At 64.6% G+C, this 13,178-nt stretch carries 14 protein-coding genes; 4 read left to right on the top strand and 10 right to left on the bottom strand.

The window, feature by feature from the left end:
* The first annotated feature begins 248 nt into the window (after positions 1–248).
* Genes argB through HCZ97_RS02315 form a run of 4 tightly spaced genes read left to right on the top strand, consistent with a single transcriptional unit; the run spans position 249 to position 2,668 of the window.
* Positions 249–1,115, top strand: a complete 867-nt coding sequence (gene argB / locus HCZ97_RS02330; protein ID WP_167687055.1) for an acetylglutamate kinase — start codon at positions 249–251, stop codon at positions 1,113–1,115.
* A complete protein-coding gene (locus HCZ97_RS02325; protein ID WP_368484307.1) occupies positions 1,105–1,776 on the top strand; it encodes a ferredoxin in 672 nt (223 codons plus the stop codon). Before argB ends, HCZ97_RS02325 begins: the two co-directional genes overlap by 11 nt.
* Positions 1,776–2,261 (top strand): histidine phosphatase family protein, encoded by a 486-nt coding sequence (locus HCZ97_RS02320; RefSeq protein WP_175581611.1) that lies wholly within the window; start codon positions 1,776–1,778, stop codon positions 2,259–2,261. Before HCZ97_RS02325 ends, HCZ97_RS02320 begins: the two co-directional genes overlap by 1 nt.
* Before the next feature lie 17 nt (positions 2,262–2,278).
* On the top strand, positions 2,279–2,668 hold the full coding sequence (locus HCZ97_RS02315) for a carboxymuconolactone decarboxylase family protein (protein WP_167687053.1): 390 nt from the start codon (positions 2,279–2,281) through the stop codon (positions 2,666–2,668).
* A 101-nt stretch (positions 2,669–2,769) separates the two neighbouring features.
* On the opposite strand, the gene HCZ97_RS02310 is transcribed toward HCZ97_RS02315, so the two are convergent.
* The 10 genes from HCZ97_RS02310 to HCZ97_RS02265 form a co-directional block, all read right to left on the bottom strand.
* Positions 2,770–3,519 (bottom strand): amino acid ABC transporter ATP-binding protein, encoded by a 750-nt coding sequence (locus HCZ97_RS02310; RefSeq protein WP_167687164.1) that lies wholly within the window; start codon positions 3,517–3,519, stop codon positions 2,770–2,772.
* Between the two features lie 63 nt (positions 3,520–3,582).
* Positions 3,583–4,899, bottom strand: a complete 1,317-nt coding sequence (locus tag HCZ97_RS02305) for an amino acid ABC transporter permease (RefSeq protein ID WP_167687052.1) — start codon at positions 4,897–4,899, stop codon at positions 3,583–3,585.
* 1 nt (position 4,900) lies between these two features.
* A complete protein-coding gene (locus tag HCZ97_RS02300; RefSeq protein WP_167687051.1) occupies positions 4,901–6,157 on the bottom strand; it encodes an amino acid ABC transporter permease in 1,257 nt (418 codons plus the stop codon).
* 122 nt (positions 6,158–6,279) lie between these two features.
* Entirely contained in the window at positions 6,280–7,299 is a 1,020-nt protein-coding gene (locus tag HCZ97_RS02295) for an amino acid ABC transporter substrate-binding protein (RefSeq protein ID WP_167687050.1), read from the bottom strand.
* Positions 7,300–7,564: 265 nt separating this feature from the next.
* A complete protein-coding gene (locus tag HCZ97_RS02290; RefSeq protein WP_167687049.1) occupies positions 7,565–8,275 on the bottom strand; it encodes an ATP12 family chaperone protein in 711 nt (236 codons plus the stop codon).
* Complete coding sequence (locus HCZ97_RS02285; RefSeq protein ID WP_167687048.1) at positions 8,272–8,961, bottom strand: HAD-IA family hydrolase; 690 nt, start codon at positions 8,959–8,961, stop codon at positions 8,272–8,274. Before HCZ97_RS02285 ends, HCZ97_RS02290 begins: the two co-directional genes overlap by 4 nt.
* Before the next feature lie 7 nt (positions 8,962–8,968).
* The gene (locus HCZ97_RS02280) at positions 8,969–10,018 is read right to left on the bottom strand and encodes an RluA family pseudouridine synthase (RefSeq protein WP_167687047.1); all 1,050 of its coding nucleotides are present in this window, start codon (positions 10,016–10,018) and stop codon (positions 8,969–8,971) included.
* Entirely contained in the window at positions 10,015–10,401 is a 387-nt protein-coding gene (gene crcB, locus HCZ97_RS02275; protein WP_167687046.1) for a fluoride efflux transporter CrcB, read from the bottom strand. Before crcB ends, HCZ97_RS02280 begins: the two co-directional genes overlap by 4 nt.
* A 37-nt stretch (positions 10,402–10,438) precedes the next feature.
* Positions 10,439–11,794, bottom strand: coding sequence for a replication-associated recombination protein A (locus tag HCZ97_RS02270; RefSeq protein WP_167687045.1), 1,356 nt, complete (start codon positions 11,792–11,794; stop codon positions 10,439–10,441).
* Positions 11,795–13,174 (bottom strand): trypsin-like peptidase domain-containing protein, encoded by a 1,380-nt coding sequence (locus HCZ97_RS02265; RefSeq protein ID WP_254871306.1) that lies wholly within the window; start codon positions 13,172–13,174, stop codon positions 11,795–11,797.
* Between the last annotated feature and the right edge of the window lie 4 nt (positions 13,175–13,178).

Raw genomic sequence — 13,178 nt, 5'->3', positions numbered from 1 at the left:
AACCGCGTTCCGATGGATAAACATCCCGAAACCGGGCAGAGTTCCATGGGAGAGATGATGACCGTGGAGTCATCGGCCAGAAGAAGCGCAAGCGAACCCCACGGATAAGCGGCACTTGGCCGTCCGCTGTCGTGCTCACTCAGGGGTGATGGCACCCCCCTTGAAATCGTTTTTCTACGCTACATGCCATGCACTTGGCAGCGCCAGCCACAGCGCGTATCAAGCCAAGGACGCACCGGAGCCCGAAGATGAAGAAGCAGACAGCCATGAACCAAGACTGGATCGCCACCGCCCGCACCCTTTCGGAAGCGCTGCCCTATCTTCAGCGATATGAAGGTGCCATCGTCGTCGTCAAGTTCGGCGGTCACGCAATGGGCGACAAGGACGCGATGCAGAGCTTCGCCCGTGACATCGTGCTGATGCGCCAGGTCGGCGTGAACCCCGTGATCGTCCATGGCGGCGGCCCGATGATCAACGAGATGCTCAAGAAGCTCGACGTGCAAAGCGACTTCGTCAACGGCAAGCGCGTGACGGATGAAAAGACCATGGAAGTGGTCGAAATGGTCCTGTCCGGCCAGGTCAACAAGCGGATCGTCCAGGCGATCAACGAAGAGGGCGGCAAGGGCGTGGGCCTGTCCGGCAAGGACGCCAACCTGATGATCTGCCGCCAGGAAAACCCGGAACTGGGCCTGGTCGGCACCCCCGATGTGCTGGACACGACGATCCTGCATTCGATGTTCCGCAGCGATATCATCCCCGTCATTGCGCCGATCGGCATGGGCCGCAACGGTGAGACCTTCAACGTCAACGGCGACACGGCCGCAGGGGCCGTGGCGGGCGCGCTGCGGGCCGATCGCCTGCTGCTTCTGACGGATGTCGCCGGCGTGAAGAACGGGGAAGGAGAGGTCGTGACCTCTCTCACCTCTGCCCAGATCCGCGAGATGACCGCAGCAGGCACCATCGCCGGCGGCATGATTCCCAAGACCCAGACCGCCCTGGACGCCATCGAGGGCGGGGTGCGGGCCGTGGTGATTCTGGATGGGCGCGCGCCCAACGCGGTTCTCCTGGAGCTCTTCACCGAACATGGTGCGGGCTCGTTGATTCGTGCCGAGTGACGGCAGCCCTGCCTTCCACGCCCTCCAGGCCGAGGCAAAGGCCCGGAACCTGACCATCCTCTGTGCCATGGGAGAGGCCGCCTGCGCCGATGCGCCGGGGCTTGAGCCCGGCACGCGCACGCTGCTGCTGCTCTCGCCGCTCGAACCGGATTTCTACGAAGGCTTCGAGGCCTCGGATGAGATGCTGGACGGGCGGCCCGATCCCTATGACCGCTACACGCTGCGGATCGTCGGCAAATGGGCCGATGAAATCGACGCGATGGATTACTACCCTTTCGACACGGCCCAGCCCTTCCTGGCCTGGGCGAAGGCCAGCGGTGGGGCGCATGGCTCTCCGGTGGGGATGCTGGCACACCGTGAGGCCGGGCTCTGGCTGTCCTTCCGGGCGGCGCTGGCGCTGGACTGGGCGGTTGGCCTGCCCCCGCCGCTGCCATCGCCCTGTGCGCCCTGCCCCGCCCCCTGCGCCACGGCCTGCCCCGTCGGGGCGCTGACCCAGCGGGGCTATGACACGGAGCGCTGCAAGGACTGGCTCAGCAGGCCGGAGGGGCGTGACTGCATGACCTACGGCTGCCTGGTCCGCCACGCCTGCCCCTTTGGCCAGGGCTACCCGCGGCTGGATCGGCAATCGGCTTTTCACATGCGCGCCTTTCGGAGGAATTGATGCCCAAGCTCATCCTCATGCGTCACGCGAAGTCCGGCTGGGGCGATCCCACGCTGCCTGATCACGACCGGCCTCTGAACGCGCGGGGCGTGACATCGGCCAGCGCACTTGGCGATTGGCTGAGGGCGCAGGGACATCTGCCGGACCAGGCGCTCGTCTCCTCGGCGCTGCGCACGCAGCGGACTTTTGCCGGGCTTGCCTTGGACCTTGAGCCCGAGCGTCACGCCCGGCTCTACGGGGCCGGCTCGTCGGTGCTGCTGTCCTCCCTGCGCGCCGCGCGGGGCAAGGCGGTGCTTCTGATCGCGCACAACCCCGGGATCGGGGAGTTCGCCGAACGCATCCTGTCAAAGATGCCGGGACACCAGCACTTCCTGGATTACCCGACCGGCGCTACCTTGGTGGCAGAGGTCCCTGATTGGCCCGATCTCGACTTCGGTCAGGCGCGGGTCCTGGATTTCGTCACACCACATGACCTGAAGACCTGAGCAGCGGGACGCACAGCATGAGCCAGACACGGAAAGACCGAGGGAAGGCCGTGCTGGACGCGCTGAACCGCGAGGCTGGAGAGGCCCAGGCGCAGGCTCTGGCGGACATCGCGCCGGATTTCGCGGACATGGTGCATGAATTTGCCTTCGGGGATATCTACTCCCGCCCCGGCCTTGGGATGCGCGAACGGATGATCGCGACGATCTCCGTGCTGGCGGCCATGGGCAACGCGTCACCGCAGCTTGAGGCACATATCCAATCAGCCCTGAACACCGGCTTGAGCCGCGAAGAGATCACGGAGGTCCTGATGCAGGTCTCTGTCTACGCGGGCTTCCCGGCCACGGTGAACGCCCTCACCATCGCGAAAAGGGTGTTTGCGCGGCAGCCGGAGACTGGGCGGGACTGACCGCCACAACGGAAAACGGGCACAACGGAAAACGGCGCGGAAGATCCGCGCCGTGTCCCCTGCCCTCGCGGGCTGATGTGTGCCGGTAGGCTGTTCCGACCTCAGTGGCCAAGGATCTGGCTGAGGAAGAGCTTCGTACGTTCCGAGCGCGGGTTGTTGAAGAACTCCTCCGGCTCGTTCTGTTCCACGATCTGGCCCTGGTCCATGAAGATCACGCGGTTTGCGACCTGGCGGGCAAAGCCCATCTCGTGGGTGACGCAGATCATAGTCATGCCCTCTTGTGCCAGCTCGATCATGGTATCGAGCACTTCCTTGATCATCTCCGGATCAAGGGCCGAGGTCGGCTCGTCGAAGAGCATGATCCGCGGCTTCATGCAGAGCGACCGGGCAATCGCCACACGCTGCTGCTGACCACCCGAAAGCTGGCCGGGGTACTTGTTGGCCTGATCGGGGATCTTCACCTTTTCCAGGAAGTACATCGCCGTTTCGATGGCTTCCTTCTTGGGTGTCTTGCGCACCCAGATCGGCGCCAGCGTGCAGTTTTCCAGGATCGTCAGGTGCGGGAAGAGGTTGAAGTGCTGGAAGCACATGCCAACCTCGGAGCGCACCTTGTCGATGTTCTTCAGGTCCGATGTCAGCTCGGTCCCGTCGACGACGATCTTGCCCGCCTGGTGTTCTTCCAGCCGGTTGATGCAGCGGATCATCGTCGATTTGCCGGAGCCCGACGGCCCCGCGACAACGATCCGTTCGCCGCGGTTCACGGTCAGGTTGATGTCCCGCAGGACGTGGAAGGTGCCGTACCACTTGTTCATGTTGGAGATCTCGATGGCGACTTCATCAGAGACCTTCATGGCGGTGGGGTCGACAGCGGGCGCGGTATCGAAAGCGGTGTCAGTCATTGGTCAGACTCTCTCTTAGCGGTGCCCGGTCTGAAGCTTGCGCTCCAGGTACATCGAGTAGCGGGACATGGAGAAACAGAAGATGAAGAAGACGGCGCCGATGAACAGGAAGAGCTCCCAGTAGATGCCGTTCCAGTCGGTATCGGCGCGGATCGCATTGGCCAGGCCCAGAGGGTCCAGAAGGCCGATGATCGACACCAGCGTGGTATCTTTGAACACGCCGATGAAGGTCGACACGATCCCGGGGATCGAGATCTTCAGCGCCTGGGGCATGATGATCAGCCGCTGCGCCTGCCAGTAGTCCAGGCCCAGGCTGTCGGCCCCTTCGTACTGGCCCTTCGGCAGGGCGGCCAGGCCACCCCGGATCACCTCTGCCATGTAGGCCGAAGCGAAGAGCGTGGTCATGATCATGACGCGCAGGATGATGTCGAAGTTGGTGCCCGGCGGCAGGAAGATGTTCAGCAGCACAGAGGCCACGAAGAGCAGCGTGATCAGCGGCACGCCGCGAATGAACTCGATGAAGCCGACGCAGAGCCATTTCACCAGCGGCAGATCGGACCGGCGGCCAAGCGCCAGAACTATCCCGATGGGCAGCGAACAGGCAATGGCCACGACGCCGATGGTCACCGACAGCATGAAGCCACCGAATTGACGCGAGGCCACGGGCTCCAGCGCCAGCGGCAGGACGGAGGCAAGCCCATAGGCCACGGGGGCTGTCAGGAAGAGCCACCATAGGACGGTCGCCAGGGTCGCGACGATGGCCGCCAGCCCGCCGGGGCCGACCTTGGCCACCAGCTTGAACACCAGGTAACCAACGCCGAAGCCCGCGATCACCGCGATCGGCATCCAGACCGTGCCGCCCCAGAGCAGCCAGGGCAGCATGAACGGATAGATCACGGAGAAGATCAGCATCTTGGCCGGCACCTTGCCCACGAACAGCACGGGCGCCAGGGCGACCATCAGCAGGATCAGCGACAGGATCGGGCGCCAGTAAAGCTCTGCCGGGTAGAAGCCGAACAGCAGCTGCTGCCAGCGATCCCGGATGACACCCCAGCAGGCGCCTTCGTGATCTCTGCCGATCTCCTCGAAGAGGGCGCGGCAGGACGAGAGGGAGTCAGACCCCCAGGTCGGAGAGATGAACCAGGGCAGAAGCCGGTAGAGCAGGAAGACCACGAAGGCCGCGGAAACGACCGTCAGCAATGTGTTCAGCCAGCCTGAGAACAGGTTCTGCTTGGCCCAGCCCGCCGGACCGATGGTCGAGGCCGGGGGCTCCGACTGCGGCAGCATGGTGTCGCGGACATACAGGACGGTATCAGCATGTGTATTGCTCATCTCAACGCTCCACCAGTTTCACGCGGTTGTTGTACCAGTTCATCACGGCAGAGATGCTGAGGCTGATAAGCAGGTAGATCAGCATGCCCAGCAGCACGGTCTCAAGCTCACGGCCGGTCTGGTTGAGGGTGATCCCCATCAGCGTACCGGTGATATCCATGTACCCCACCGCGATCGCGAGCGAGGAGTTCTTGGTCAGGTTCAGGTATTGAGAGATCAGCGGCGGAATGATGACGCGCATCGCCTGGGGCAGGACCACCAGCGACATGATCCGCTTGGGGCGCAGGCCAAGGGCCGCGGCGGCCTCTGTCTGGCCGCTGGAAACCGCAAGGATCCCGGCCCGGACGTTCTCGGCGATGAAGGCCGCCGTATAAAGCGACAGGGCCAGCCAGAGCGCGATCAGGGAGTTGCGCAGGTGCGTGCCGCCCTGGAAGTTGAAGCCCTTGAGCGCGGGGTAGCCGAAGTGGAAGCCCAGCAGCAACAGAAGTAGCGCGGTGGGCAGGATGATGACGGCAGTGCGCAGATGCCAGGTGCGCGGACGGATACCCGTGGCTTCCTGGGTTGCATCGGCCTTCTTGCCGATACGCTTGGAAATGAAGATCGACACGCCCAGCACCAGCAGGATGGCGATCAGGTCCAGGCTGATCCCGAAGGCGCCGAAGACGCTGATGTCGCCAAGACCGCGGGAGAAGAGCGGCTCGGGGATGTAGACGCCGCGGTTGGTGAAGGCGACGCTGTCGAAGACCTTCATCGTGGCTGCCGGGTCATCCCCGCGGAAGGCGCTTGGCGCCGGCAGGGTCTCGATCAGGATGGCCATGGCCAGCACGATCCACATCAGGACCGGCACGTTGCGGAACATCTCCACGTAGACCGTCATGAGGCGCGCGATCAGCCAGTTGCCCGACAGGCGCAGCACCCCGACGATGACGCCGACGACCGTTGCCGTGGCGCAGCCCAGCACCGCGACCAGCAGCGTGTTCAGCAGCCCGACGAAAGCCGCGCGCAAATGAGTGGATTGGGAGGAGTATTCGATCAGCCGCTGGTTGATGTCATACCCGGCCGGGTCGGTCATGAAGGCAAAGGACGGTTCCTTGCCCAGGTCCGCCAGGTTCTGGATCGTGTTGTTCGCCAGCCAGCCCACCAAGGTCAGGAAGGCGACAAGCGCGACGATCTGAAATGTGATTGAACGGTACCGGGTGTCGTAGACAAGCATGGATAGCTTGAACGATTCCGCCGGCGGATCAGTAAGCGTTGTCATTGTAGGTGTTCCCCGTGATCCGGTCGTTTCTTGAGGAGCGTCTGCGCGCGGTTAACCGGTCATTCAGGCCGCTGGGCCCTTTGGCAAAGAGGGCGCGGCAAGCCGCGCCCTCTTCGATGTTCTTAGCGGAACGGAGGCGTGTAGAGCAGGCCGCCGTCGGTGTAGAGCGCGTTCAGACCGCGCGCGAGGCCGATCGGGGTGTTCTCGCCGATGTTCTTCTCGAAGATCTCACCGTAGTTACCGCCTGCGGAGATGGCCATCACGGCCCAGTCGGCGTTCAGGCCGATCATCTCGCCCAGGTTGCCTTCAGAACCCAGGAGACGGTTGATCTCGGGGTTGTCGGTGGCAGCCGAGGACATGTCCTTGACGTTGGCGGAGGTGATGCCCAGTTCTTCAGCCGCGATCAGCGCGTTGAGGGTCCAAGTCACGATGTCACCCCATTCGTCGTCGCCGTGGCGGACAAGCGGGCCGAGTGGCTCCTTGGAGATGATTTCCGGCAGGATCGCGTAATCGCCGGGGTTCTCGAAGGTGGCACGGGTTGCGGCAAGACCGGATGCGTCGGTGGTGTAGACGTCACAGGCACCGGCCAGGAATTGCTGCTGGGCTTCGGCGTTGGTCTCGATCGGGACCGGCTCGTAGCCCATGTTGTTGACCCGGAAGAAGTCCGCCAGGTTAAGCTCGGTGGTGGTGCCGGTCTGAATGCAGACAGTGGCGCCGTCCAGCTCTTTTGCCGAGGACACGCCAAGCGCCTTGGGCACCATGAAGCCCTGACCATCGTAATAGTTCACGCCGTTGAAGGTGAACTTGAGGTCCACGTCACGGGAGAAGGTCCAGGTGGTGTTACGGGCCAGCATGTCGATTTCGCCGGACGCCAGCGCGGTGAAGCGGGTCTTGCCGGTCGTCGGCACGAATTCGACAGCTGTCTGATCGCCCAGAACGGCGGCGGCCACGGCACGGCAGAGTGCGACATCGAAGCCGGTCCATTCGCCATTCGCGTCGGGGGCAGAGAAGCCCACGAGCCCGGTGGAGACGCCGCAGTTCAGGGTGCCGCGTGCCTTCACGTCTTCAAGCGTGGTAGCGCCGGCAGCTCCGGCGGCCAGACCTGCAGCGGTCAGCGCGCCAAGAAATACGGTTTTTTTCATGTTTACCTCTTCCTGATTGTCCGCCTTTTCGATCAGCGGTTTCCGGCCAATGCAAGCCGGGGGCGAAACTGGTCAAGGGTGCTCCCCCTTAACAGTGCCTAAACTGTGGGCTTATTCATCGCATCGGGTCAAGTGCGTCATAACGAAAACTAAACCATTGCCGTTACGGCCCCCGCGCGCCGGAACCCCCAAATGCAAAAATCCCGCGCAAATGCGCGGGATCCTCGCTGCAGTGCAACACGTCTTGGACAAAAGTGCCGAGGATTCAGTCCTGCAGCAGGTTCAGGAAGCTTTTGGCATGTAGAAAAGCGACCTTTTTGGTCTCTGCAACGGCCTGGGCTTCCTCATCTGCGCCCCATTGCTCTTCCTGCCAGGTCTCGTCGATCCGGGACACATTCCAGATGTTCAACGTGGGGGCGGCGTCCAAAAATGCGGCAAAACCAAGCACCAGAGACCCGGTGAGGCTGACCAGATCGTGGAATGCGGCCAGTTCGAAGGCATTCATGTCATGCACGCGAGAGGCGAGTGCGGCGACCGCCTCCGGATCCTGGGATTCGTGAATCACGCCGGTGCGCGGCTGCAGCCGGGCGCCCAGGTGCTGCGCGGCCCAGTCAAGCATCGGGTCCCATGCCGCGGCCTGGCGCTGAACCAGCTCAACCGGCGCATCCGCGCGGTAGCACAGCAGGTCTGCGTCGCCATATTCCGCCAGCATCTCTGCTACTTCGGGCTTTTGCACCGCGACCTTGTCGATGGCGGAATTGGCCGTGCGGGTGAAGGGCATGAGCGTCGGATCGATGGCCTCTTCCAGCGCGTCCCATTCGGCTGCGATGCGCTGCGCCAGCGCCTGGCTGGGCAGGATCAGCGCCGCCTTGGCCGGGGTTTTCACCGGACGCCCGTCCAGGTGCACCGTGTAACCCTGATCCGCTTCCGCGACGTCTGCCGCTTTCCAGAATCGGCGCGCTTTCCATTCACTCATGCCGGGCCTCCTGTCAGCCGGTCGATTTCACTGCGCAGGGCGGCCATGTCTGCCGCCTGCCCTTCCGCGGCCTCCAGCGCCGTGGCCGGGTGATAGCCCCAGCCCACCGCTATGGAAGCGACGCCCGCCGCGCGGGCCATGTCGATGTCAAAGCTCGTGTCCCCGATCATCACCGCGCGCTCTGCCGGCACGCCGGCCTCCATCAGGGCCGTCATCACCATGGAGGGATGCGGCTTGGAGGGATGATCGTCCGCGACCTGGATGGTGTGGAACATGCCCGAAAGCCCGTGGTTTTCCAGCAGCGCCAGAAGTCCGCGCCGGGACTTGCCCGTGGCGATGCCCAGGATCGTCTGCGGCTCTGCCGCCAGCTGGTCCAGCAGCTCGCGGATACCGGGGTAAAGCGGTGAATGCGCCGCGCCGGCCTCTAGCCGGCGCTGCATGTAGGCCTGCTTGTAGGCCGCCACCAGCGCGATGCAGGTCGCCTCGTCCGCCTCTGGCGCCAGGCGCGGCATGGCCACCTCAAGCGACAGCCCCACGATGGAGAGCACCGCGTCATGGGGTGGCGGGGTCATGTCCTGGGACTGGAAGGCCTGGGCCATGGCGCCGGCGATATCGCCCTGGCTGTCCGAAAGCGTGCCATCCACGTCGAAGATGATCAGGCGTGGTTCGGTCGTCTGTTGCGTCATGAAGCCCTCAGAGCGGTTCGTCGAGGTCGAAGGGATCCTTGCGCACATCCTTTTCGGACCAGCCGAAATGATCCCAGCTGCGCCGCATGTGATCGGGCAACTCTGCCTCAAGCTCCAGCGGCTTGCCGGTGAAGGGATGGGTCAGCCGCAGCAGGCGCGCATGAAGGTGCAGCTTGCGAGAGATATCCCCGCCCAGCTGTGCCCCCCAGCCATCGCCCAGGTTCTCCTGGCCGGAGCCGCCGTACTTGCCGTCCCCGATGATCGGGTGGCCCATCTCTGCCATGTGGGCCCGCAGCTGGTGGGTACGGCCCGTGACGGGAACCAGGGCCACCCAGGTGGCCCGCTGGCCCAGCCGCCAGAGGTTGGCGTAATCGGTCACGGCGCGCTTGGCATCGGGGGTTTTGTCGATGTCGCGGGGATGGACGCAAAGCATCTTCTCGCCCTCGCCGCCCTTGCCATGGCCGGGGGCCTTGACCAGCCCAAAGGTGATCGTGCCCATGTAGGGCGTCGGCACACCGGCCACCACGGCCCAGTAGATCTTGCGCGTCTCGCGGGACCGGAAGGCCGCCGTGAGCTTCTGCGCCGCCTGCCGTGTCCGCGCCAGCAGCAACAGGCCGGAGGTGTCCTTGTCCAGCCGGTGAACCAGGCGGGGCTTTTCGTCGTAGCCGAACTTCAGCGCCTCGGCGAGGCCATCGACGTGGCGGGTCTGCTTGGAGCCCCCCTGCACGGGCAGGCCGGGCGGCTTGTTGATCGCGATGATATGGTCGTCGCGGTAGATCACGCAGCCCTGGATCATCTTGGCATCATCATCCGACACGCGCGGTTCCGAGGGGGCCTTGGGGGCCTCGTCCACGGGGATCGGGGGCACGCGCAGCTGCTGGCCCGGCTCGAGCCGATGGTTGGACTTTATCCGCCCGCCATCGACGCGCAATTCGCCCTTGCGGCACATCTTCTCAATCCGGCCTTGGGTGAGCTGGGGGAAGGTGCGGCGCATCCAGCGGTCCAGCCGCATTCCGCTGTCCGCCTCGGGAATAGAGATCGTCTGAACACCGCTCATGCCATCACCATCGTGCGCATCGCATAGGTTCCTGCCACGATCGCCACCAGGGAAACGGCAACGTTGAGACCGACGTAAAGCGCCGCCAGGGCGGGCTCTCCGCGTTCCCAGAGGGTCAGGGCCTCAAGCGAGAAAGAGGAAAATGTAGTGAAACCGCCCAGGATGCCGGTGGCCAGGAACGGGTTCCAATGCCCCCAGCCCTTGTGCCCGACAATCACCACCAGGCAGCCCATCAGGAATGAGCCGAAGACGTTCACGAACAGAACGCCAAGGGGCATGGAAAGGCCGCTGCCGAACAGGCGAACGACTCCCACACCGGAGAGGTAGCGCAACGAGGCCCCTATGGCCCCGCCCGCTGCAACTTGAAGGACGGTTAGAAACATGGCGCGTCTGTCGCCTGCATATGCGGCCGAGTCAAGCTTAGCGCTCTTCTTCGCCGGCCCGCTTGGCGCGAAGCTTAGCGAAATAGTCCAGACGCTTGCGCAAATCACGCTCGAAGCCCCGTTCAACGGGTTGGTAGAGCTCTGGCCGCTTCATGCCGTCGGGGAAGTAGTTCTGCCCCGAAAAGCCATCCTCGGCGTCGTGATCATAGGCGTAGCCCTTGCCGTAGCCCTGTTCCTCCATCAGCCGCGTGGGGGCGTTCAGGATGTGGTGGGGCGGCATGGCGCTGCCGGTCTTGCGGGCCGTGGCGCGGGCCTGCTTGTAGGCCACGTAGCCGGCGTTCGACTTGGGCGCCAGCGCCAGGTAGACCAGCGCCTGAGACAGGGCCAGTTCCCCTTCGGGGCTGCCAAGGCGTTCGTAGACCTGCCAGGCGTCCAGGCAGATGGTCTGGGCCTGGGGATCGGCCAGGCCGATATCCTCGACCGACATGCGGGTGATGCGGCGGGCCAGGAAGCGGGGGTCCTCTCCGCCTTCCAGCATCCGCGCGAACCAGTAGAGCGCCGCGTCCGGATCGCTGCCCCGCACGGATTTATGCAGGGCGGAGATCAGGTTGTAATGCTCTTCGCCGGACTTGTCGTACTTGGCCGCACGCCGCATGAGCCGCTTTGCCAGCGCCTCCTGATCCAGCGGGGCGGCGACCTTCCAGGCGGCGACCTGTTCGATCAGGTTCAGCAGGGCCCGGCCATCGCCATCGGCCATGTTCAGCAGCGCCAGGCGGGCCTCTGGCGTTAGGGGCAAGGGCTTGCCAAGGATCTCCTCCGCGCGGCTGGTCAGCTGTTCCAAGTCCTCGTCCGAGAGCCGCTCAAGCACCATGACCTGCGCGCGCGACAGAAGTGCCGCGTTCAGCTCAAAACTGGGGTTTTCGGTGGTGGCGCCCACCAGAAGGATGGTGCCGTCTTCCATGTGCGGCAGGAAGCCATCCTGCTGAGCCTTGTTGAAGCGGTGGATCTCATCCACGAACAGCAGGGTCCCCTGCCCCGCCCGGCGGCGCTGGCGCGCGGTCTCGAACACCTTCTTGAGGTCGGCAACCCCTGAGAAGATCGCGGAAATCTGGACGAAATGCAGCTTCGTCTCATGCGCCAGAAGACGGGCGATGGTGGTCTTGCCGGTGCCCGGCGGCCCCCAGAAGATGATGGAGCCCAGGCTGCCGGCTTCCAGCATGACCGTCAACGGCGCATCCGGACCGATCACCTGTCTCTGGCCGATGACCTCGTTCAGGGCCGTCGGGCGCAGGCGATCCGCCAGGGGACGCGGCGCGCCGGAGGTCTCTGCCCCCTCCGGCGTGCCGTTTCCGGCAGGCGCCCCTTCGGGCGTACTGTCAAAGAGATCCGCCATTCAGAGCCTGAACCGCATGGTGACCTTGCGCCCCTCGCGCAGCACGTCGAGGCGCAGAGAGCGGGCGCTGTCGGACAGGGCCTTGTCCGCGTCGCGGGACGTCAGGACATCCTTGCCGTTCACCTCAAGCAGCACGTCGCCGGCGCGCAGACCGGCCCGCTGGCCGACCTGGCCGGGGGTCTGCACCAGCGCGCCTTCAGTGGCGAGCGGCAGGCCGAATTCGGCGATGACGGCGGGGTTCACGGTCACGAGGGTCATGCCGGGGATCGGGCCGCGGCCATCCGTTTCCACCGGATCGCGGGCGGGCAGATCGGGGGCGGCCTTCATCGGCACCGTCACCTCGTCCCGCTTGCCGTCGCGCAGGCGGGTGATCCGGGCGTCCCCGCCCAGGCCCTTGACGGACATACGGAACACCATTTCAGCCGGGCTGGAGACGGGCAGGCCATCGACCTCAAGGATCACGTCACCGGGCTGGAAGCCTTTGACGGCAAAGGGGCTTTCGGCGTGCATCCCGTCGATCACCAAACCTTCGGGATGGTCCAGGCCAAGCGCACCGGCCATGTCCGTATCCACGGAATGCCCGGACATGCCGGCCCAGGGGCGTTCAAAGGCCGGTTTGCCCTCTCTCGCCTGGGCCACGAACTGGCGCACCAGCGCGGCGGGGATGGCGAAGCCGATGCCGTTGGACCCGCCCGAGCGGGACAGGATGGAGGTGTTCACCCCGATCAGGTTGCCCTTGGTATCCACCAGCGCGCCGCCCGAGTTGCCCGGGTTGATCGGCGCATCGGTCTGGATGAAATAGCCGCGCTCTGCTCCCGCTGCCGCGCCGGACCGCGCAAGGCCGGAGACGATGCCGGAGCTCACGGTCTGGCCGACGCCGAAGGGGTTGCCGATGGCCAGCACCAGTTCACCCACCTCGACGCTGTCGCTGTCGCGCAGCTCAAGATGGGGCAGGTCCTGCGCGTCCTTCAGCTTCAGGATCGCCAGGTCGACGGAGGGATCGGCAAGCAACACCTCTGCATCATACTCGCGTCGGTCGTTGAGCGCGATGCGGATCTCATCGGCGTCGCCGACCACGTGGTAATTGGACACCACGATCCCGTCATCGCTGAGGATCACTCCGGAGCCGAGCGAGTTCTGCACCTGTGGCCGGGAGGGGCCGAGGTTGCGGAAGAACTGCGAGAAGAAGGGATCGGAGGCAAAGGGGCTCTGGCGCGATTCAACGATCCGCTTGGCGTAGATATTGACCACCGCCGGAGCGGCCTGTTTCACCAGCGGCGCGAAGCTGAGAGAGATTTCCGCCTGAGATTCCGGCACCTTGTCCTGCGCCAGGGCGGCACCACCCCCACCGCCGGTGGCAAGCGTGGCGATCAGGGCCATGGTC

This window comes from Pseudooceanicola sp. HF7, assembly GCF_011806405.1.
Classification (GTDB): domain Bacteria; phylum Pseudomonadota; class Alphaproteobacteria; order Rhodobacterales; family Rhodobacteraceae; genus Pseudooceanicola.
The sequence above is the reverse complement of the archived record's forward strand: the minus strand, read 5'-3'. Positions and strand labels throughout refer to the sequence as shown.

Coding starts and splice junctions, on each gene's coding strand:
- HCZ97_RS02315 (WP_167687053.1), top strand. CDS start 2,279: ATGAGCCAGACACGGAAAGACCGAGGGAAGGCCGTGCTGGACGCGCTG.
- HCZ97_RS02270 (WP_167687045.1), bottom strand. CDS start 11,794: ATGGCGGATCTCTTTGACAGTACGCCCGAAGGGGCGCCTGCCGGAAAC.
- HCZ97_RS02280 (WP_167687047.1), bottom strand. CDS start 10,018: ATGAGCGGTGTTCAGACGATCTCTATTCCCGAGGCGGACAGCGGAATG.
- crcB (WP_167687046.1), bottom strand. CDS start 10,401: ATGTTTCTAACCGTCCTTCAAGTTGCAGCGGGCGGGGCCATAGGGGCC.
- HCZ97_RS02265 (WP_254871306.1), bottom strand. CDS start 13,174: ATGGCCCTGATCGCCACGCTTGCCACCGGCGGTGGGGGTGGTGCCGCC.
- HCZ97_RS02290 (WP_167687049.1), bottom strand. CDS start 8,275: ATGAGTGAATGGAAAGCGCGCCGATTCTGGAAAGCGGCAGACGTCGCG.
- HCZ97_RS02295 (WP_167687050.1), bottom strand. CDS start 7,299: ATGAAAAAAACCGTATTTCTTGGCGCGCTGACCGCTGCAGGTCTGGCC.
- HCZ97_RS02285 (WP_167687048.1), bottom strand. CDS start 8,961: ATGACGCAACAGACGACCGAACCACGCCTGATCATCTTCGACGTGGAT.
- HCZ97_RS02320 (WP_175581611.1), top strand. CDS start 1,776: ATGCCCAAGCTCATCCTCATGCGTCACGCGAAGTCCGGCTGGGGCGAT.
- HCZ97_RS02300 (WP_167687051.1), bottom strand. CDS start 6,157: ATGACAACGCTTACTGATCCGCCGGCGGAATCGTTCAAGCTATCCATG.
- HCZ97_RS02305 (WP_167687052.1), bottom strand. CDS start 4,899: ATGAGCAATACACATGCTGATACCGTCCTGTATGTCCGCGACACCATG.
- argB (WP_167687055.1), top strand. CDS start 249: ATGAAGAAGCAGACAGCCATGAACCAAGACTGGATCGCCACCGCCCGC.
- HCZ97_RS02310 (WP_167687164.1), bottom strand. CDS start 3,519: ATGAAGGTCTCTGATGAAGTCGCCATCGAGATCTCCAACATGAACAAG.